This is a genomic window from Mycobacterium sp. ACS4054, assembly GCF_001667275.1.
Lineage (GTDB): Bacteria > Actinomycetota > Actinomycetes > Mycobacteriales > Mycobacteriaceae > Mycobacterium.
Genome location: NZ_LZHV01000031.1, coordinates 72,391 through 90,674, shown reverse-complemented (window position 1 = coordinate 90,674; position 18,284 = coordinate 72,391). Strand labels below are relative to the sequence as shown.

Sequence of the window (18,284 nt, the reverse complement as noted above, 5' to 3'; positions counted from 1 at the left end):
GTCAGGCGCGTGACCGAGAGCTCAGATCCGTGACGCCCGTCGGCGGGAGGCCCGCCGCGTGTTCCAGTACCTCACAGAAGGCCTCGACGTGGACGCCCACCTGCGGCGTGGTCGCCGTCCAGGACGCCCGCAACTCCAACTGGTGGGCGCGCGGCGGGCCGGAGATGTCGCCGTAGCGCACCGAAGTGGTGGCGGTGACGGTGCCGCCCAGGGCGGTGACCTGCTCCATCCGGGACTCCAGGGCCTCCACCAGCCAGCTCCACGCCACCTCCGGCAGCAGGGGGTCGACCGCCTCGCTGGGATCCAGGTCGGCCTGGATGTAGGCGACCAGCCGGATGGTGCCGTCCCACGCGTCGGCGCCTTCGGGGTCGTAGAGCAGGATCAGGCGGCCGAAGGCGTCGCCGTCGGATCGCTCGGGGACAATCTCGCGGTCGGGATGTTTCACCTCGGCCCCCAGCGCGTAGCTGTAGGGGGCCAGGCGCTGCGGCGGCCGGATGGGGCCCAGCTCCAGCTCGGGCCGCACGGTGACGGCGTTCATGGCCGCGACTGCCTCGCGGAATGGCTCCGGTTCAGCTGAGGTCACTTGACGCCGCTCCTGTTCATCCCGGCCGTCCTTCGTCGGCGCGGCACGGGTCACAGGGTCCGACGGTAGACCCATCGGCCGACACGCGGAATCAGGCGCGCCGACCGCTACCAACCCGTTACCAGACCTCATCCGACGGTATCGCCCCTGCTCAGGAGGCATTTCCGCCGGTAAATCGGGCGGGCCGCTTTTCCCGGTGCGCGGCCAGCCCTTCCTGCACGTCGGGGCCGCTGAAGCTGAGGAACTCCAGGCCGAGCGAGGTCTCGAAGGTGGGCGCGAACATGCGGTACCAGGAGTTGAGGCTGCGCTTCGTCCAGCGGATCGCGTTCTGCGCCCCCCGCGCCAGGTCCTCGGCGATCCGCGTCGCGGTGGACAGCACGTCGTCGTCGTCGACGCAGACGGACACCAGGCCGATGCGCTCGGCTTCCTCGCCCAGCAGCGTCTCGCAGGTGAGCAGGTAGTACTTGGCCTTGGCCATGCCGACCAACAGGGGCCAGCAGATCGCGGCGTGGTCGCCGGCGGCCACGCCCAGCTTGGTGTGCCCGTCGATGAGCTTGGCGGTGCCACCGGCCACCGAGACGTCGGCGAGCAGGGCCACCACCAGGCCCGCGCCCGCGGCCGGGCCGCGGATCGCCGAGACGACGGGCTTGTCGAAGTTGACCATGTTGAGCACCAGATCGCGGGCCTCCCGCATGATGCGCATCCGGCCTTCATAGTCGCCGATGGTCTCGTCGATCAGGTCGAAGCTGCCGCCGGAGGAGAAGGCCTTCCCCTCGCCGCGGACCAGCACCACGCGCACCGCGGGGTCGCGGCCGATCACCGGCCAGATGTCGGCGAGGTCGCGGTGCATCTGCGGCCCGACGGAATTGAGGCCGGGGGAGTCGAGAACCAGGGTCAGGATGCCGTCGTCGTCCACTTCGCAGCGCAGGCTGGGGAACTCGTCGTAATTCACGGGCGGCTCGCTGACTGGCACGGTCGTGATAGTACGCAGCGCGGGGAGGGGGCCGCCGCCGTGGCAGCATTGAACGCGATGACTACTCGCCGCGACCTTCCCGAGTCGCCGTACCTGGCCGCCGTCACCGGTCGCAAACCCGGCCGGCTGCCGGTCTGGTTCATGCGGCAGGCGGGTCGCTCGCTGCCCGAATACCGGGCGCTGCGGGCCCAGACCGACATGCTGTCGGCCTGTTTCGACGCCGAGCTGGTCTGCGAGATCACCCTGCAGCCGGTGCGCCGGCACGACGTCGACGCGGCGATCCTGTTCTCCGACATCGTGGTGCCGCTGCTCGGCGCGGGCGTCGACCTGGACATCGTCGCGGGCGTCGGGCCGGTGATCGCGTCGCCGGTGCGCACCGCCGCCGATGTCGACGCGATGAAACCCCTTGACCGGCAACGCGTACAGCCGGTGGCCGACGCGGTCACGCTGTTGGTGGCCGCCCTCGGGGGCGTCCCGCTGATCGGGTTCGCGGGGGCGCCGTTCACCCTGGCGTCGTACCTGATCGAGGGCGGCCCGAGCCGCCACCACGCCCGCACCAAGGCGATGATGCTCGCCGACCCGGGCAGCTGGCACGCGCTGCTGGAGAAGCTGACCGACATCACCGTCGGCTTCCTGCGGGCGCAGCTGGACGCCGGGGTGGACGCCATCCAGGTGTTCGACTCGTGGGCGGGTGCCCTGTCGCTCGCCGACTACCGCACCTACGTGCAGCCGCACAGCGCCCGCGTTTTCGGGGCGCTGGCCGAGCACGGCGTGCCGATGACGCACTTCGGGGTGGGCACCGCCGAACTGCTCGGGGCCATGTCGACGGTCGGCGCGACGGTGGTGGGGGTGGATTGGCGGACCTCCCTTGCCGACGCGGCGACGCGCGTCGCGCCCGGGACGGCGCTGCAGGGCAACCTCGACCCGGTGGTGCTGATGGCGGGCTGGCCGGCCGTGGAACGCGCCGCCCGGGCCGTCGTCGACGACGGACGCCGCGCCGTCGACGCGGGGGCGCGCGGCCACGTCTTCAACCTCGGCCACGGCGTGCTGCCGGACACCGACCCCGCGGTGCTGACCGATCTGGTGTCGCTGGTCCACTCCCTATGACCGCCGGCTCGTATTGCGTTGTGGGGGGCGGTATTTCGGGGCTGACGGCGGCCTACCGGCTGCGCGCGGCGGTGGGCTATGACGCGGCCATCACCCTGTTCGATCCCGGCGACCGGCTGGGCGGGATCCTGCGCACCGAGCGGGTCGGCGGGCAGACGATGGACCTGGGCGCCGAGGCGTTCGTGCTGCGCCGGCCCGAAATGCCGGCGCTGCTGGCCGAGCTGGGCCTCTCGGGGCGCCAACTGGTGTCCACCGGCGCGCGGCCGCTGATCTACAGCCAGCAGGAGTTGTACCCGCTGCCCACCGGCACGGTCATCGGTATCCCGTCGTCGGCCGGCTCGGTGGCGGGACTGGTCGACGAGGCGACGGTCGCGCGCATCGAAGCCGAGCCCGGCCGCGCCTTCGCGTGGCGACCGGGGAGCGATCCCGCGACCGCCGACCTGGTCGGCGAGCGGTTCGGCGAGCAGGTCGTCACCCGGTCGGTGGACCCGCTGCTGAGCGGGGTCTACGCGGGCTCGGCGGCCACCATCGGCTTGCGCGCGGCGGCCCCCGGCGTCGCCAACGCCCTGGACCGCGGCGCGACCAGCCTGACCGACGCGGTCCGGCGGGCGCTGCCGCCGGCCACCGGCGCGCCGGTGTTCGGGGCGCTGGACGGCGGCTACCGGGTGCTGCTCGACGCGCTGGTCGAGCGGGCCCGGCCCGACTGGATTCCCGCCGCCGTGCAAGGGCTGGAACCCGACGGGGCGGGGTGGGCGGTGCTGGACGACACCGGCGCCCGCCGGCACGCCGACGCGGTGGTCCTCGCCGTGCCCGCCCCGCGGGTGGCGCGCCTGATCGCCGACATCGCCCCGGCCGGCGCCGCGGCCGCCGGCCGGATCGCCAGCGCGTCGTCGGTGGTGGTCGCGCTCGCGGTGCCGGGCGACACGCCCTTTCCGGAGTGCTCCGGTGTGCTGGTCGCGACCGGAGAACCGTTGCGTGCCAAGGCGATTACCCTCTCGTCGCGCAAGTGGGGTGCGCGCGGGGACACCCAGCTGCTGCGGCTGTCGTTCGGGCGGTGCGGTGACGGCCTGGCCGAGACGGCGTCGGACGACGAGCTGCTGGCCTGGGCGCGAGACGACCTGGCCGCCGTCTTCGGGTTGGCCGTCGACCCGGTCGACGCCCGCGTGCAGCGCTGGATCGAGGCCATGCCGCAGTACGGGCCGGGCCACGCGGAGCTGGTCGCCGAGATACGCGCGAGCCTGCCCCCGACGCTCGCGGTGGCCGGCAGCTACCTCGACGGCATCGGGGTGCCGGCGTGCGTCGGGGCGGCCACGCGCGCGATCGAGGCCCTCGAAGTGAAAGTGGCACGATAGGTTCCATGGCCAAGCTCGACTTCGACACCCTCAACGCGACGATCCGCTACCTGATGTTCTCGGTGTTCTCCGTGCGCCCGGGCGAGCTCGGGGAACAGCGCGACGCCGTGATCGACGAAGCGTCGCGGTTCCTCAAGCAGCAGGAGGAGCGCGGGGTGGTGGTACGCGGCCTCTACGACGTGGCGGGGCTGCGGGCCGACGCCGATTTCATGATCTGGACCCACGCCGAAACCGTCGAGGCGCTGCAGGCCACCTACGCCGATTTCCGGCGCACCACCGCGCTGGGGCGGGCCTGCTCGCCGGTGTGGAGCAGCGTCGCACTGCACCGACCGGCCGAGTTCAACAAGAGCCACATCCCGGCGTTCTTGGCCGGGGAGGAGCCCGGCAACTACATCTGCGTGTATCCGTTCGTGCGGTCCTACGAGTGGTACCTGCTGCCCGACGAGGAGCGGCGCCGCATGCTCGCCGAACACGGCATGGCGGCCCGCGAATACAAGGACGTGCGCGCGAACACGGTGCCGGCGTTCGCGCTCGGCGACTACGAATGGATCCTGGCCTTCGAGGCCCCCGAACTGCACCGCATCGTCGACCTGATGCGCGAGCTGCGCGCCACCGACGCCCGCAGACACACCCGGGAGGAGACGCCGTTCTTCACCGGGCCGCGCGTGTCCGTCGAGCAGTTGGTGAATGCCCTGCCATGACTGCGCCGGCGACGATGCAGAGCGAAGCGATGAGGAGGAGCGGCGCCATATGACTCAGCCCGACCTCACCGACCCCGCCCGTTTCGAGGAGATGTACCGCGACGAGCGGACGTCGCACGGTTTGCCCGCCGCCACGCCATGGGACATCGGCGGCCCGCAGCCGGTGGTGCAGCGGCTCGTCGCGCTGGGCGCGGTCAAGGGTGAGGTGCTCGACCCGGGGACCGGACCGGGCCACCACGCGATCTACTACGCGTCCAAGGGTTATGCGGCGACCGGCATCGACGGGTCGGCGGCCGCAATAGAACGGGCGCGGGAGAACGCGCGCAAGGCCGGGGTATCGGTGAACTTCGAGGTGGCCGACGCGACCAAGCTCGACGGGTTCGACGGCCGCTTCGACACCGTCGTCGACTGCGCGTTCTACCACACCTTCAGCACCGAACCCGAGCTCGCCCGGTCCTACGCCCAGGCGCTGCACCGGGCCACCAAGCCGGGCGCGCGGCTGTACATGTTCGAGTTCGGGCAGCACGACGTCAACGGCTTCAAGATGATGAGATCCTTGTCGGAGAACGACTTTCGCGACGTGCTGCCCCAGGGCGGCTGGGAGATCACCTACCTGGGGACGACGACCTATCTGGTGAACATCAGCGCCGAGCAGATCGAGATGATGGCGGCGCGCAACCCCGACATGGCCGAGCAGGCGCAGGAGCTGCTGGAGCGATTCCGGGCGATGGAGCCGTGGCTGGAGGGCGGGCGGGTGCACGCCCCGTTCTGGGAAGTGCACGCGACGCGGCTGGACTGAGTTCGCGGGGCTTTTGGGGTTGTGCCGCGACACATAAACCTCTGCGACGACACGCCGGGAGGCGTCGCAATGGTTTATGTCTCGTGGATCCCCGTGATGCGTGCCGGCGTCTTTCGTTTGTGGACGAAGTGATTATCGGCAGCGAGTCGGTGCGGCTGGGGCGCCTGAGTCCTTATCAATTGCGGACCAGTTTCCGCGCGATCTATCCCGATGTCTACGTGCCGGTTGATGTCGCGGTGTCATTGAGAACGCGTTCCATCGCGGCGTGGTTGTGGTCGAACCGGCGCGGTGTCGTGGCTGGGCTTGCCGCTGCCGCGCTGCACGGCTCGAACTGGATCGACGACGACGTGCCCGTCGAGTTGGTCTGGCGTAACCAGCACGCTCCCGACGGCGTGATAACTCGCAATCACCGACTTCGACCCGATGAGATCACCCGTGTCGCGGGCCTCTGGGTGACCACAGTCGCTCGCACAGCGTTCGACTTGGCTCGGCAGCCGCCCTTTGGGGAGGCGGTTGCGCGGCTCGACGCGTTGATGCGGGCGACGCCGTTTGATGTCGAGGAGGTGTTGCGGCTGGCCAAGGCGCATCCGGGCGCACGGGGCCTGCGGTCGTTGCGCATGATCCTTCCGCTCGTAGACGCGGGTGCCGCCTCTCCCAAGGAGACGTGGCTACGACTCTTGCTGATCGATGCCGGATTGCCGGCTCCGGAGACGCAGATACCGGTAAATGAAAACTGGCGGACGGTCGGCGTGCTCGATATGGGTTGGGAGAGATACAAAGTGGCCGCCGAGTACGACGGTGACCAGCACCGCACCGACCGGCGCCAGTATGCGCGAGACCATTGGCGGATACGCAAGCTCGAAGCCCTCGGCTGGATCGTCATCCGGGTGATCGCCGAGGACAGTCCGCAGGACGTCGTCCGACGCGTGCGCGACGCGCTCATCCGCCGGGGATGCCGCGAGATATAAACCTTTGCGATGCGCCTCGGCGTGTCGTGTGCGTCGTTTCAGTGTCGCGGCGGCCGGCCCGCGAAGACCGCTACGCCGGCACCAGCCGCAGCGAGATCGAGTTGATGCAGTAGCGCTGATCCGTGGGGGTCGGGTACCCCTCGCCGGCGAAGACGTGCCCCAGGTGGCTGTGGCAGTTCGCGCACAGCACCTCGGTGCGCGTCGTCCCCATCGAGTGGTCGGGCCGCAAAATCACCGCGTCGGAGTTCGCCGGGTCGAAGAACGACGGCCAGCCGCAGTGCGACTCGAATTTCTCTGTGCTGCGGAACAATTCGGCGCCGCATGCCCGGCATTGGTAGACGCCTTGGGTTTTGGTGTCGGTGTACTCGCCGGTGAACGGCCGCTCGGTGCCGGCGCGGCGCAGCACGTGAAACTCTTCCGGGCTCAGCTTCTTGCGCCACTCGTCGTCGGAGAGTTGCAGCTTCGGCGGGGCGATCTCAGTCATGCCTCCACGGTAGCGCGATCGGGCTTAGCCGATAGCCAAGGAGGATCGATGCCCTCCTCCAGCCGGTTCTCGGCCTTGGCGTCCAGGTACCGGAAGTACAGCACGGTGAACGCCACGATCAGCAGCAGCGACCAGCCGTAGGTGATCTTCAGGTAGTGCAGCGCCCGGCCGTACCTCATGTACCGGTAGATCAGCCAGTCGTCCAGCGCCATGAAGCCGTAGATGCCCAGCCACGCCGGCCAATTGCGGATCAGCGAATTGCGCAGCACGACGGTCATCAGGAACGGGAACAGCATCATCGAGTAGTAGCCCTGGGCCAGCGGCAGCGCCAGCCACGACCACAGCAGCAGCACGCCCGAGGAATTGGTGAACCAGAACAGCGGGTCGCGGGTGCGGTAGTAGCGGTACAGCAGCCACAGCGCGGCGATCGCCAGCAGCGTGAACAGGAGCCGCAGGAACACGATCAGCCACGTGGGCAGCCCGAAGTACACGCCATTGCCCTCGATCGAGCTGTTGAAATAGTCGCGGACGCCGCCGATGTAGGGGAGCGTCTTGGTGACGAAGTCCATCGGGTCGCTCACCAGCGGCCACGCCACCGCATTGATGACGACCGGGACGACGAACGCGGGCACCAGCGTCCGCCACTGGCGGTTCAGCAGCGGCAGCAGCAGCAGCGGACCCAGCACGGGTTTGAGCGTGAGCGTCAGGCCGATCACGGCACCGGCCCACCATTGGTGCCCAACCTTGCCGTCCAGCAACCAGCGAAAGAACAGCACCTCGGCCAGCAGCACGCAGCCGTTGATGTTGGTGAACACCAGCGTGCTGGTCACGCTTTCGGTGCAGAACATGGCGAGCAGCAGCGCGGGCGCGGCCACCGACGACAGCGTGAACTTGAACAGCCGCAGCAGCAGATACCAGGCGAGCAGGATGGCCACGGTGTTGATCAGGATGAACAGATAGCGCGACGGCGTGAAGGACAGATACCCGAACGGCGCCATCAGCAGCGTCCCGCCGGGCGGGTACAGGTAGTGCGGGTCGACGTAGTCGAAGTGCTCGTTGTAGATGTCCCAGCCGTGCCGGAAGTTCAGCACCGCGCGGTAGACCGGCTTGAAGTCGTCGGTGATGTTGCCGTTGAGCGTCAAGATGATGCTGCGGTGCAACACCGACATGATGGCCACCGGCCACAGCACCGAGCGCAATATCGTCGCGGTGCTGGGCGGGCCGCTGCGGGGACGAAAGGCGGCCAGGGTCCGATCGCGCAAGGTCGAGTCAGCTGCCGTCACGAAGCGCAAAGTATCAGGCGGGACAGTACGTGTCGGTTCCGGGCAGCTTGCCGCTGTTGACGTAGCCGATCAGCGGGGAAACCGCGCAGCTCGAGTAGATGCTGGCGCCGTGGCCGATGCCCTGCCACATCACCCGCTTGCTGGCCGCGTTGGCGTTGATGACGGTGGCCGCCGTCGCGGCGACCCCCTCGGTGCCGACGATCGGGTCGTTCTGCACGCCGAGCAACAGGACGTCGACCTTCAACGATTTCGGCGGCGCGGGCGGCGACACGGTGGGCCAGTGCACGCACTTGACCAAGTTGAGCGCCGCGACCGTGCCGAACTGCGGGTAGAGCTTGGCCCACGCCACCACGAGTTCCCGCACCCGGTCGGGGGTGGGGCGGTTGACGGCGTCGCTGCACGTGTTGACGAACTGGCCGTCGGAGTCCGCGGTGGCGTTGGCGTGGTTGATCAGATTGGTCAGGGCGTTGGTGTCGCCGGAGCGGGCGGCCGACAGCGCGTTGGCCAGGTTCGTGGTGGCGCCGACGCGGCCGCCGGACGGGAAGCCCAGCGCCACGGTGATGGCGTTGGCCACCTCGGCCACCGACGCGCCCCCGGGCCCCTTGCCGGCGCGGGCGTCGGCCAGCAACGCGCCGACGGCGCCCTTGGGGTCGGGGCCCAGCGCGCAGTTCACCGCGACGCACTGGGCGGCGAACGCGTCGAGCGCGGCCTGCTGGCCCTTGACCTGTTGCTCGGCGGCGGCTTCGGCGTTGATACCCAACGCAACGGGCGAGTCGAGGATCAGCCGGGCGACCTTGTCGGGGCGCGCCGCGGCGTAGGCCAGCGCCACCTGGGCGCCGTTGCCGATCCCGACCAGCGCGACCGCGGGCACGTCCCACAGCGTGCGCAGCCGCTCGATGTCGGAGGCGGCGTGCGCGTTGTCGTAGGCGGACGCTCCGGGCGCGATGGCGTCGGTGCAGCTGGTGGTGGCGGTGTTCGCGACGTCGGAGAGGTTGGCGACGGGGTCGTCGCCGGTCTGGAACTGCGCCTGGTCGCGCATGATCTGGCGGTCGGAGGTGTCGCGGCAGTCGATGGGGTTCGACATGCCCATGCCGCGACGGTCGACGGCGACGATCGGGTGGCTCTGCAGCACGTCGGCGCCGCCCCGCGACAGCCAGACCGGCAGCTGCGCCGACGACGGCAAATCCGTGCCGGTGGTGAAGACCAGGGGGCCCGCGTCGCGCGGGGTCTGGTTCGTGCGGGCGCGGACCACGCCGACGCTCACCGTCCCGGTCCCACCGTTGACCGGGTCCAGGTCCGCGTCGTAGTTCGCGCAATCCAGCTGGACCCCGGCGGCGGGCGGGACCGCCGCGTCGCCGAACACCCGCGAGGTGCAGTCGTGCCAGGGCAGGTCGTTCTTCGGGGCCGCGATCGGGGGCGGGCCGCTGGGCGGCGGCTTGGCGGTGCTCGCCCCCTGTGGTCGCGCGCCGGAGTTGGTGGCGAAGCGCGGGTCGGCGGCCAGGCCCGGGACGCAGCCGGCGACCACGGTGGTCGCCGCGACCAAGAGCGCCGCGAACGCGATCTGCCGACTCATGCCGACCACAGTAGCTAGCGGCGATCGCAAGCGCGGCAACGCCGGGCGCTGCGGGTCGCCGCAAAGCTAGGCCTTGACGTAACGGGTGTAGAGGTAACCGGCGTCGTCGGTCAAAACGTGGGCGCAGCGCATGCGGGTGAGCAGCTGGCTGGGGCCGGTCGCGATGCGCCGGGCCAGGCCGCCGACGATGTAGGGCGCGATGGTCAGGCAGAGCTCGTCGAGCAGGTCGCGTTGGATCAGCGAGTCGAGCAGCATCGGGCCGCCCTCGGTCAGGATGCGGCGCATCCCGCGCGCGCCCAGGATCTCCAGCATGGCGGCCTCGTCGACCTCGCCGGGATCGTCGCCGGAGCAGTCGATCACCTCGCACAGGTCGCCGAGCATCTGGCGCGCCGGGGCCGCCGCCGCCGCGCAGGTGAGCACAAGCGGCGGCACCTCGGTGCGGGTGAACACCGCCATGTCGCGGTCCAGGTGCCCGGATTTGGTGACGATCGCCAGTGGCGGGATCTCGCTTTGCCCGCGCGCCTGCCGCGGCTGGCGCTGGGCGACGCTCAGCTGCGCGCCGGAATAGCCCTCGACGCGCACGGTGCCCGCACCGACGACGATGACGTCGGCGAGTTCGCGCAGCAGGTTGAAGACGAACCGGTCGCCGGGACCGCCCATCGTCCCGCTGCTGCCGCCGGAGGTGGCCCCGCCGTCCACGCTGGTGATGAAGTTGGCCCGCACCCAGGTCCCGTCGGGATAGTCGTAGAGCCGGGGGAGCTCACCGTCGGTGAGTTCGCGGACCGAGCCGAGCAGCGACAGCGGCGTCTCGGGCAGGGGCATGAGGTCGATTGCAGCACGTCGCTACAGTTCTGGCATGCACGGGTCCCCTTCCGGGCGAGTGGCTCGTCTGGTGGATCGGCACCCGACGGTGTCGCCGGAGCGGCTGATCGCTCAATTACGGCCGCCCCCAACCTTCGCCGATGTGAGCTTCGCGACGTACGAGCCCGATCCGGCCGAGCCGACCCAGGCCGCGGCCGTGGTGGCCTGCCAGGAGTTCTGCCACCAGGCCGTGCAACGCCGCGCGGGCCGGCGAAAGTTGTTGGGCCGGCGGGCGGTGTTGCCCGGCGTCGGGTTGTATCTGGACGGCGGGTTCGGCGTGGGCAAGACGCACCTGCTGGCATCGGCGTATTACCAGCTGCCCGGTGACGGCCCGGACTCGTCAACTCCCAAGGCGTTCGCGACTTTTGGCGAACTCACGCAGCTGGCGGGGGTGTTCGGCTTTGTCGAATGCATCGACCTGTTGGCCGGTTACACCGCGGTGTGCATCGACGAGTTCGAGTTGGACGACCCCGGCAACACCACGCTGATCTCGCGGCTGCTCTCGTCGCTGGTCGAGCGGGGGGTGTCGGTGGCCGCCACCTCCAACACGCTGCCCGAGCAGCTCGGCGAGGGCCGGTTCGCCGCTCAGGACTTTCTGCGCGAGATCAACACGCTGGCAAGCATTTTCACCACCGTGCGGATCGAGGGACCCGACTACCGCCACCGCGGCCTGCCGCCGGCGCCGCAGCCGCTGTCGGACGACGAGGTGGCCGCGCGCGCGGCCCGGGTCGACGGGGCGACCCTCGACGACTTCGACGCGCTGTGCGCGCACCTGGCCACCATGCACCCGTCGCGGTATCTGACCCTCATCGAGGGCGTCACCGCGGTGTTCTTGACCGGCGTGCACGGCATCGACGACCAGAACGTCGCGCTGCGGTTGGTGGCGCTGACCGATCGGCTGTATGACGCCGGCATCCCGGTGATCGCCTCGGGCGACAAGTTGGACACCGTCTTCAGCGACGAAATGCTGGCCGGTGGCTACCGAAAGAAGTACCTGCGGGCCATGTCTCGGCTGCTGGCGCTGACGGTCACCCAAGCGCGCGGCTCATGACGAAATCGTTTTCGCGGGCGGTGCCGACCCGAAAGGTCCTGGTGCCGCTGACCGCGAAGCCGCTCTTGGCGTAGAAGCGTTGGGCGCGTTCGTTTCCCTGGTTGACCCCCAGCCACACGCGGGTCACGCCCCAGTCGCTGGCCGTGGACAGCGCGAGGTCCATCAACGCCGTCGCCGCCCCGGTGCCGTGGTGCTCGGGTGCGAGGTAGATCTTGGACAGCTCGGCGGTGTCGTCGTCGTCGCGAATCAGCATGGCGTAGCCGATGATTCGCCCGCCAACCTCGGCCGTCAGGATCGCGCGATGCGGGTCGGCCAGGTATTCGGCGAAGCGGGCGGCCGACAGGTTGGCCGCGACGAACGCCGCGACGTTCTCGGGCGCCATCGAGGGCGGGCACGCCAGCGGGAAGGTGCGCGCGGCGACATCGGCAAGTTCTTGAACGTCAACCGAATTCGACGTGACGACGCGTACGGCGCGGGTCAGAGGTTCCACTGCGCGAGGTGGTAGCCCGTCTTCTTGTCCAGCAGGACCACGGTGGAGACGGGATCGCGGTAGGCGTCCCAATAGACTTCGCCGCGCACGATCGCGCCGTTCGGCGCGTTGGTGAGGACGTTGTCCAGCGCGTCGGGCGCGTCGGAGGCCCGCGGCTTGTAGGCGTCGGCGAACGGGGTCACGCCGTCGAAGCTGAAATTAGTCGCCATGATGAACGGGTTGGGCACCCGGACCGCGCGCACGACGACGTCGGCGCGCTCAACGCTGCTGCCGGGGAAGCCCCTGAAGGTGCCTTCGCGCGTGTAGCCGAACCCCGGCGGCGGGTCGCACGGCGAGACGCCGGTGACGGTGACGTCGGCGACGTAGGTGCCGGTGTCCACCCGCAGCGTGTCGCCGATGTGGCCGATCGGGGCGTCGCCGGCCCACGCCCGGGGCGCGGGGAGCGCGGCGACGGCGGTGCTGCTCGCCGCGGCGACGAGGAACGCCGACAGAACGACCAGCCAGCGGTGCGTCTTCGCCATGTCTTCGCCTCCTAGGCGCCCTGGAAGGGGATCTTCGAATGATCGCACACGCGGTGATGCGGCGGGGAGGGGTCGATCACGCCCGCTCAGACGCCGGTGGCGCCGCCGAGCGACTCGAGTGCCTTGATCAGGTCGGCCTCGACGCGGCCCTTGTCCACACCGAGGCGTCGCAGCGGTCCTTCGTCGGACGAGGCGTCCTCCAGCTCGAGCAGCGCCAGCAGCAGATGTTCGGTCCCAATGTAGTTGTGCCCCAACCGAAGTGCCTCGCGAAAGGTAAGCTCGAGCGCCTTGCGCGCCGGCCCGCTGAACGGGATGAGGGCGGGGGTCTCGGCGCCGGGCGGGGGTAGCTGCACGGCGGCGCGCAGCGCCTCGGTGTCGACATCTTGCCGGCGGAGCAGCACCGTGGCCAGGGCGGCCGGATCGCCGAGCACACCGAGCAGCAGGTGATCGGGGGTGATCTCGTCGTTGCCGGCCTCGTGCGCGGCGTTCTGGGCCGCCACCACCGCGCCGCGCGCCCGCGGGGTGAAGCGGCCGAAGCCCTGTTCCGGGTCCAGCGTGGCGGGCTCGGCGCGGGGCACGAATCGCTTCTGCGCGGCCTGTTTGGTGACGCCCATGCTCTTGCCGATGTCGGTCCACGACGCCCCGGACCGGCGGGCCTGATCGACGAAGTGCCCGATCAGGTGGTCGGCGACCTCGCCCAGGTGCTCGGCGGCCAGCACGGCGTCGGCCAATTGATCCAGCGCGTGGGTGTGCACCGATTTGATGGCGTTGATCAGCTCGTCGAGGCTCACCGGGTAGGCGATGCGGGTCGGGTCGGACATGGCGTCAACGGTAGGTTGACGCCGGCGTGATGTCAACCGGAGGTTGACGATTGTTAATAATTGTTTCGCCAGACGCAGACCTGGCGGGCCTTCTGCAACGATTTCGAATTATGAGGCTCGTTCTGACAATTTCTGGCATTGCGGCCGCAATCGCGCTGGCCGCGCCCGCGCACGCCGACGACACCGACGGCGCTTTTCTCGCGTCGCTCGACGCGGCCGGCTTCACCTATAACGATCCGGGTCAGGTCATCCAGGCGGCCCACTACGTCTGCTCGGCGGCCAGCGGCGGCACCGCGATGCCCGACATCGCGAAGGCGATGACGTCCAAGGCGGCCGCGCTGACCGAGGAGAAGGCGGAGAAGTTCACCGCGATCGCGGCCAGTGCGTATTGCCCGGACGCGATCTCGTCGACCACCACGACGACCGCCACCGCCAGCTCCTGATCGCCTCGCTCCTCGAGATGCGGATCGCCCGCGGCTCTGGAACGATCAGTGAGCCGTGAGGCTAATTCCGATTTCGCTCGCCCTCGCCGCCGCCGTCGGCCTGGCCGCTCCCGCGCACGCCGACAGCAGCGACGACACCTTCCTCGGCACGGTGCGCGCCGCCGGCCTGGCCTATTCGGATCCCGAGCAGGCCATCACCTCGGGCAAGTCCGTGTGCAAGCTGGTGAGCGAGGGCGCGAATCTGACGGACGTCGTCCGGATGCTCCAGATGCTCAATCGTGGGCTGCAGGGCGACGACGCCACCCGGTTCGCCGCCATCGCCGCCAACTCGTATTGCCCCCAAGCCCTTTCGGCGCCCAGCACCGCCTCCTAACGGCCGGGCACGGCGGGGAGATTGTGACGCGCTTTTAACATAAGCGCGCACTAACCGCGGGTGAACGAAACGTGTAATCAACAATTCACCCATACCATTTCGGCGACGGACAGCGGCCGCAGTCGAAAGGAAGCAGGGGTTTGGACTTCCTTCAGCAGCAGCTCGTCGAACCCCTGAGCAACATCCTCAATACGCACGTCCTGATCTATTTGCTGATCGGTGGCGGCATATATTTCACGGTCCGCACCCGCTGCATTCAGGTCCGCTACTTCGGGCGGATGGTTCGCCAACTCGGCAGGGCACACCGCCAGGACGGCGGGATCTCGTCGTTCCAGGCGTTCTGCGTCGGGCTCGCGTCGCGGGTGGGCACCGGCAATATCGCGGGCGTCGCCATCGCCCTGACCGTCGGTGGGCCCGGTGCGATCTTCTGGATGTGGGTGGTGGCGGCGGTCGGCATGGCCACCGCGGTGATCGAGGCGACCCTGGCCCAGATCTTCAAGGTCCGCTCAGACGACGGCGCCTTCCGCGGCGGCCCAGCGTTCTACATCGAACGCGGATTGCGTTCGCGCGCAGGCGGTGTCGTGTTCGCCATGCTGCTGGTGATCACCTTCTCCACCGCGTTCAACATGGTGGAGACCAACGCGATCAGCGGGGTGTTGAAGTCGTCGCACGGCATCGGGGTCGGTTGGACCACCCTCGTTTTGGCCGTACTCGCCGCACCCGTGCTGTTCGGCGGCGTTCGACGGGTCGCCCAGTTCGCCGGATCGGTGCTTCCGGTGGTGGCGCTGGTGTACACGCTGCTCGCGCTGGGAATCGTGGCGGTCAACATCACCGAGCTGCCGACGGTGATCAAGGAGATCATCGGCGGGGCATTCGGAATCCGCCAAATGGCAGGCGGTTTCGCGGGCGGCGTGCTCGCCGCGATGTTCACCGGCGTCAAGCGGGGCCTGTTCGCCTGCGAGGCCGGGATGGGCAGCTCACCCAACATTGCGGGCGCCGCGACCGTGGCGCATCCGGTGGAGCAGGGGCTGATTCAGGCGCTCGCAGTGTTCGTCGACACCATGGTGATCTGCACGGCAACGGCATTCATCGTGCTGCTGTCGGGCCCCGAGACTTACAACCCGGCCCGGCTGGGCGCGGTCGCCGGGGCGAGCCTGACGGAGTCCGCGGTCGCGGCCGACCTCGGCTCGTGGACCACGGTGTTGATGACCGCGGTGGTGTTCGTCTTCGCGTTCGCCTCGGTGCTGAGCAATTACGTGGTGGCCGAGGCCAACTTGTTCTACCTGGGTGGCCGGCGCCTGGCCGCCAACGTGCTGAAGGTGGTCACGCTGCTGTCCATCGTCTTCGGGGCCCTGGCCAAGCTGACGCTGGTGTGGGCGCTCGCCGACCTGACGATGGCGGTGATGGCCATCGCGAACCTGCTCACCATCTGCCTGCTCGGCAAGTGGGCGTTCGCGGCGCTCAAGGATTACCACCGGCAGTTCGTGCAAGGCGGGATGCCGGTTTTCATCGCCAGCGAGGCCGGCCTGCCCGGTGTCCTCGACGGCGACATCTGGGAACGCGCGGGGCGCCGGCAGGTCGGCGCGCTGCCCGAGTCCTTGACCCTGCGCCGCCCGGCGCTGCGGCCTTCCCGGGCGCCGGCGGCGTAACCCTGCGAGAGTTCACCCGCCGTTCGCCCACCGAGGTGCCATTCGCCAACGGGTCTGCGACAATCGCTGCGTTATGCGATTTCTACTGGTTTCGGCGAGCGTCGCCACCGCGATCGGCCTGGCCGTCCCCGCGCATGCCGACGTCAACAACGATCAGGACTTCCTCACCGACCTGCGAGATGCCGGCCTCACCTATCAAGACGGGGGCAACGCGATCACCATCGCGAAGTCGGTGTGCGACCTGCTCGACGACGGCCAGTCGTCCGCGGAGATCGTGACGCAGCTACGCAATCAGAACCCCGCTTTTCAGGGAGCCAGCGCGGCCAAGTTCACCTACCTGGCGGCGGCGCACTACTGCCCGAAGTACGTGACCGGCGAGGACCGCGGCCCGAAGCCGGAAGGGCAACCCGGGAACTGACCTTGCTCAGGCGGCTCTCGCCGTCCAGGTGAAGTTGTGCATGTCGGGTATCCGCGGCGCCAGGGCTTCGGCGACGAGGCGACCGATTCGATCGGCCGCCTCCAGCGGAGTCTGCGGGTCGAGAAATCCTTCCACCTCCACGCGCAACGTCCTGCCGGTCCATCGGGCCCTGGCGTGAGCGTGCGTGACGCCCGGCACGGTGGCCGCGACGGCCTCGGCGGTCGTGATGATTTCGGGGTCGACTCCGTCGAGTAGCCGGTGGGCGATGTCGGAGGTCACCTCCCAGCCGACGTGGCAGATGAAACCGGTGACGACGATGCCGGCGACCGCGTCCGCCCAGCCCCAGCCGAGCGCCACGCCGATCAGGCCGAGCATCGCCCCCGCCGACGACAACGCGTCCAGCCACGAATGTTTGGCGTCGGCCACCATGGTCGCCGAGCGAATCCGCTTGCCCACCATCAACTTGTAGCGCGCCACCAGCTGGTTGCCCGCGATCCCCACGAGCGCGGCGGCGATGCCCCAGCCCACGTACCCGGTGCCGCCGTGCCGGAGCAGCTTGTTGACGCTTTCGAAGGCGGCGACGGCGGCGCTGCCCCAAATCACCAGTGCCACACCGATTCCGGCGAGGTCTTCGGCGCGCTCGTACCCGTAGGGATACCGTTCGGTGGGGACTTTGCGCGACGCCCGAAACCCGACGAACACCAGGACGCTGGTGGAGACGTCGGACAGGTTGTGCAGCGCGTCGCCGAGCAACGCCACCGAACCGGAGAGCAGCGCGATGGCCAGTTCGACGAGCCCGGTCAGCGCCAGTCCGACGGCGCTGACGGCCACGGCCCGGTTGGCCTGCCGGCGCTCGGCCGCGTCATCGGTGCCGGTGTCCAGAGGAAAACTTGCCGCGGGGTCACGGACGCCTTTGACGATGTGCATACCGCAAGCATGCCCCCATCGGGCGCCGGTGCCCAAGCCGATTACGCGCCCGCCGAGCGCTCGGGCCATCGCCCGCAACGCCGCGCCCGCGTCCCGCCCCTCTGCGTTGAATGCCACGCCACTTCACCCAAACAATGGCGCCCGTTTAAATTGCGCCTCCGTTAATTGAATCAAGGCGTAGGCGGCCGGCGGGTCGGGATTCGAGTTTGCTCGATTGCCCAGCGCCGACGCGTCAGTTGTGCGAAAGTTGCCTCAGCGTTATTGATTAGCGCATCGACAGACAGTCACGATTCGGTCTTCGGACCCGCAGCCGACTGAGGAGACACCCATGAAGAAAATGACACTGCTGACCGGCGCCGCCGCTGCGGCTTTGGCGGGCGCGGCGGCCGTCGCGATCCCGATTGCGAACGCAGACTCGACGGACGACGTTTTCCTGCAGGCGCTCGTACAGCAGGGCATCACCCTTTCCGGCCTGTCGAACCAAACGATCGTCAACGCCGGGCATGGAGTTTGCCAGGACTGGGCCAATGGCGCGACTTTGGCGCAGACCTTGTCCGATGTAAAGGGTGCGCTCTCATTGTCCGACCACGATTCCGGCTACTTCATCGGCGCCGCGACGCAGTCGTACTGCCCGCAGTACGTCAGCAAAGCCACCCAGAGCTGATCGAAGTTTCCGCGGTCAGTTGGCCTGGCCGCGGCGCGGGGTGTCCTCGCCCGCCGGGCGAGACCGCCTCGGGAGCACCATGAACATCACCGGGAACCGCAGCATCGCCTCGCGGTGGGAGATTTCGAGAAACACCGTCTCCAATTGCAGGTTCCGTATCGGTTGTCGTTCCATCATCAGTCGCGTCCGCAGGTAACGCGGAGTTCTCAGCCACTCGACCACATTCATGCCCGCGACTCTACC

The 18,284-nt window shown here is 69.1% G+C and carries 22 protein-coding genes; 11 read left to right on the top strand and 11 right to left on the bottom strand.

What is annotated here, in order from left to right:
- Nucleotide 1 precedes the first annotated feature (1 nt).
- Nucleotides 2–658, bottom strand: coding sequence for a DUF3000 domain-containing protein (locus A5730_RS06540; RefSeq protein WP_082459790.1), 657 nt, complete (start codon nt 656–658; stop codon nt 2–4).
- Between the two features lie 76 nt (nt 659–734).
- Nucleotides 735–1,556 carry an enoyl-CoA hydratase/isomerase family protein gene (locus A5730_RS06535; protein ID WP_067897233.1) on the bottom strand — a complete coding sequence of 274 codons (822 nt, stop codon included), beginning with the start codon at nt 1,554–1,556 and terminating at the stop codon, nt 735–737.
- Nucleotides 1,557–1,613: 57 nt separating this feature from the next.
- Between A5730_RS06535 and hemE the strand changes: the two genes are divergently transcribed.
- From hemE to A5730_RS06510, 5 genes are all read left to right on the top strand, one after another.
- Complete coding sequence (gene hemE, locus A5730_RS06530) at nt 1,614–2,663, top strand: uroporphyrinogen decarboxylase (protein ID WP_067897230.1); 1,050 nt, start codon at nt 1,614–1,616, stop codon at nt 2,661–2,663.
- The gene (locus A5730_RS06525; RefSeq protein ID WP_067897227.1) at nt 2,660–4,015 is read left to right on the top strand and encodes a protoporphyrinogen oxidase; all 1,356 of its coding nucleotides are present in this window, start codon (nt 2,660–2,662) and stop codon (nt 4,013–4,015) included. The genes hemE and A5730_RS06525 overlap by 4 nt, the downstream gene beginning before the upstream one ends.
- Before the next feature lie 5 nt (nt 4,016–4,020).
- The gene (gene hemQ, locus A5730_RS06520; protein WP_055401607.1) at nt 4,021–4,716 is read left to right on the top strand and encodes a hydrogen peroxide-dependent heme synthase; all 696 of its coding nucleotides are present in this window, start codon (nt 4,021–4,023) and stop codon (nt 4,714–4,716) included.
- Nucleotides 4,717–4,765: 49 nt separating this feature from the next.
- Entirely contained in the window at nt 4,766–5,515 is a 750-nt protein-coding gene (locus tag A5730_RS06515) for a class I SAM-dependent methyltransferase (protein WP_067897224.1), read from the top strand.
- A 119-nt stretch (nt 5,516–5,634) separates the two neighbouring features.
- Nucleotides 5,635–6,483: an endonuclease domain-containing protein gene (locus A5730_RS06510; RefSeq protein WP_067897221.1), complete on the top strand. Its 849-nt coding sequence runs from the start codon at nt 5,635–5,637 to the stop codon at nt 6,481–6,483.
- A gap of 70 nt (nt 6,484–6,553) precedes the next feature.
- On the opposite strand, the gene msrB is transcribed toward A5730_RS06510, so the two are convergent.
- The 4 genes from msrB to A5730_RS06490 all read right to left on the bottom strand — a co-directional run bounded on the left by msrB (nt 6,554) and on the right by A5730_RS06490 (nt 10,645).
- Complete coding sequence (msrB, locus tag A5730_RS06505) at nt 6,554–6,958, bottom strand: peptide-methionine (R)-S-oxide reductase MsrB (RefSeq protein ID WP_156349486.1); 405 nt, start codon at nt 6,956–6,958, stop codon at nt 6,554–6,556.
- 5 nt (nt 6,959–6,963) lie between these two features.
- Nucleotides 6,964–8,259 (bottom strand): arabinofuranan 3-O-arabinosyltransferase, encoded by a 1,296-nt coding sequence (gene aftC / locus A5730_RS06500; RefSeq protein WP_067897219.1) that lies wholly within the window; start codon nt 8,257–8,259, stop codon nt 6,964–6,966.
- Nucleotides 8,260–8,263: 4 nt separating this feature from the next.
- Nucleotides 8,264–9,823: an alpha/beta hydrolase gene (locus tag A5730_RS06495; RefSeq protein ID WP_067897216.1), complete on the bottom strand. Its 1,560-nt coding sequence runs from the start codon at nt 9,821–9,823 to the stop codon at nt 8,264–8,266.
- A gap of 66 nt (nt 9,824–9,889) precedes the next feature.
- Entirely contained in the window at nt 9,890–10,645 is a 756-nt protein-coding gene (locus A5730_RS06490) for a pyrimidine reductase family protein (RefSeq protein ID WP_067897213.1), read from the bottom strand.
- On the opposite strand from A5730_RS06490, the gene zapE reads away from it, so the two are divergent.
- Nucleotides 10,644–11,735: a cell division protein ZapE gene (gene zapE, locus A5730_RS06485; RefSeq protein WP_156745713.1), complete on the top strand. Its 1,092-nt coding sequence runs from the start codon at nt 10,644–10,646 to the stop codon at nt 11,733–11,735. The genes A5730_RS06490 and zapE overlap by 2 nt on opposite strands.
- Here zapE and A5730_RS06480 read toward each other — a convergent pair.
- From A5730_RS06480 to A5730_RS06470, 3 genes are all read right to left on the bottom strand, one after another.
- On the bottom strand, nt 11,713–12,225 hold the full coding sequence (locus A5730_RS06480; protein ID WP_067897207.1) for an N-acetyltransferase: 513 nt from the start codon (nt 12,223–12,225) through the stop codon (nt 11,713–11,715). The genes zapE and A5730_RS06480 overlap by 23 nt on opposite strands.
- On the bottom strand, nt 12,213–12,746 hold the full coding sequence (locus A5730_RS06475; protein WP_067815459.1) for a hypothetical protein: 534 nt from the start codon (nt 12,744–12,746) through the stop codon (nt 12,213–12,215). Before A5730_RS06475 ends, A5730_RS06480 begins: the two co-directional genes overlap by 13 nt.
- Nucleotides 12,747–12,832: 86 nt before the next feature.
- Nucleotides 12,833–13,567 (bottom strand): Clp protease N-terminal domain-containing protein, encoded by a 735-nt coding sequence (locus A5730_RS06470; RefSeq protein WP_067897204.1) that lies wholly within the window; start codon nt 13,565–13,567, stop codon nt 12,833–12,835.
- A 110-nt stretch (nt 13,568–13,677) separates the two neighbouring features.
- On the opposite strand from A5730_RS06470, the gene A5730_RS06465 reads away from it, so the two are divergent.
- The 4 genes from A5730_RS06465 to A5730_RS06450 all read left to right on the top strand — a co-directional run bounded on the left by A5730_RS06465 (nt 13,678) and on the right by A5730_RS06450 (nt 16,450).
- Nucleotides 13,678–14,010 carry a DUF732 domain-containing protein gene (locus A5730_RS06465; protein WP_067897203.1) on the top strand — a complete coding sequence of 111 codons (333 nt, stop codon included), beginning with the start codon at nt 13,678–13,680 and terminating at the stop codon, nt 14,008–14,010.
- Between the two features lie 55 nt (nt 14,011–14,065).
- A complete protein-coding gene (locus A5730_RS06460; protein WP_067897200.1) occupies nt 14,066–14,383 on the top strand; it encodes a DUF732 domain-containing protein in 318 nt (105 codons plus the stop codon).
- A gap of 140 nt (nt 14,384–14,523) precedes the next feature.
- Nucleotides 14,524–16,032 (top strand): sodium:alanine symporter family protein, encoded by a 1,509-nt coding sequence (locus tag A5730_RS06455; RefSeq protein ID WP_067897197.1) that lies wholly within the window; start codon nt 14,524–14,526, stop codon nt 16,030–16,032.
- Nucleotides 16,033–16,105: 73 nt separating this feature from the next.
- Nucleotides 16,106–16,450 carry a DUF732 domain-containing protein gene (locus tag A5730_RS06450; protein WP_067897194.1) on the top strand — a complete coding sequence of 115 codons (345 nt, stop codon included), beginning with the start codon at nt 16,106–16,108 and terminating at the stop codon, nt 16,448–16,450.
- A 6-nt stretch (nt 16,451–16,456) separates the two neighbouring features.
- Here the strand turns inward: A5730_RS06450 and A5730_RS06445 are convergent, their stop codons facing one another.
- Entirely contained in the window at nt 16,457–17,377 is a 921-nt protein-coding gene (locus A5730_RS06445; protein ID WP_067897191.1) for a cation diffusion facilitator family transporter, read from the bottom strand.
- Between the two features lie 328 nt (nt 17,378–17,705).
- Here A5730_RS06445 and A5730_RS24200 point away from each other — a divergent pair, with 328 nt between their 5' ends.
- Nucleotides 17,706–18,041 (top strand): DUF732 domain-containing protein, encoded by a 336-nt coding sequence (locus tag A5730_RS24200; RefSeq protein ID WP_231994644.1) that lies wholly within the window; start codon nt 17,706–17,708, stop codon nt 18,039–18,041.
- A 15-nt stretch (nt 18,042–18,056) separates the two neighbouring features.
- Here the strand turns inward: A5730_RS24200 and A5730_RS06435 are convergent, their stop codons facing one another.
- Nucleotides 18,057–18,269, bottom strand: a complete 213-nt coding sequence (locus A5730_RS06435) for a hypothetical protein (protein WP_067897188.1) — start codon at nt 18,267–18,269, stop codon at nt 18,057–18,059.
- Nucleotides 18,270–18,284: the final 15 nt, after the last annotated feature.

What these genes read in the sequence shown, in the direction of transcription:
- A5730_RS24200 (WP_231994644.1), top strand. Translation starts at nt 17,706, where the DNA reads ATGAAGAAAATGACACTGCTGACCGGCGCCGCCGCTGCGGCTTTGGCG.
- A5730_RS06540 (WP_082459790.1), bottom strand. Translation starts at nt 658, where the DNA reads ATGGGTCTACCGTCGGACCCTGTGACCCGTGCCGCGCCGACGAAGGAC.
- hemQ (WP_055401607.1), top strand. Translation starts at nt 4,021, where the DNA reads ATGGCCAAGCTCGACTTCGACACCCTCAACGCGACGATCCGCTACCTG.
- A5730_RS06515 (WP_067897224.1), top strand. Translation starts at nt 4,766, where the DNA reads ATGACTCAGCCCGACCTCACCGACCCCGCCCGTTTCGAGGAGATGTAC.
- A5730_RS06490 (WP_067897213.1), bottom strand. Translation starts at nt 10,645, where the DNA reads ATGCCCCTGCCCGAGACGCCGCTGTCGCTGCTCGGCTCGGTCCGCGAA.
- hemE (WP_067897230.1), top strand. Translation starts at nt 1,614, where the DNA reads ATGACTACTCGCCGCGACCTTCCCGAGTCGCCGTACCTGGCCGCCGTC.
- zapE (WP_156745713.1), top strand. Translation starts at nt 10,644, where the DNA reads ATGAGGTCGATTGCAGCACGTCGCTACAGTTCTGGCATGCACGGGTCC.
- A5730_RS06475 (WP_067815459.1), bottom strand. Translation starts at nt 12,746, where the DNA reads ATGGCGAAGACGCACCGCTGGCTGGTCGTTCTGTCGGCGTTCCTCGTC.
- A5730_RS06435 (WP_067897188.1), bottom strand. Translation starts at nt 18,269, where the DNA reads ATGAATGTGGTCGAGTGGCTGAGAACTCCGCGTTACCTGCGGACGCGA.
- A5730_RS06470 (WP_067897204.1), bottom strand. Translation starts at nt 13,567, where the DNA reads ATGTCCGACCCGACCCGCATCGCCTACCCGGTGAGCCTCGACGAGCTG.
- A5730_RS06445 (WP_067897191.1), bottom strand. Translation starts at nt 17,377, where the DNA reads ATGCACATCGTCAAAGGCGTCCGTGACCCCGCGGCAAGTTTTCCTCTG.
- A5730_RS06450 (WP_067897194.1), top strand. Translation starts at nt 16,106, where the DNA reads ATGCGATTTCTACTGGTTTCGGCGAGCGTCGCCACCGCGATCGGCCTG.
- A5730_RS06525 (WP_067897227.1), top strand. Translation starts at nt 2,660, where the DNA reads ATGACCGCCGGCTCGTATTGCGTTGTGGGGGGCGGTATTTCGGGGCTG.
- A5730_RS06495 (WP_067897216.1), bottom strand. Translation starts at nt 9,823, where the DNA reads ATGAGTCGGCAGATCGCGTTCGCGGCGCTCTTGGTCGCGGCGACCACC.
- A5730_RS06465 (WP_067897203.1), top strand. Translation starts at nt 13,678, where the DNA reads ATGAGGCTCGTTCTGACAATTTCTGGCATTGCGGCCGCAATCGCGCTG.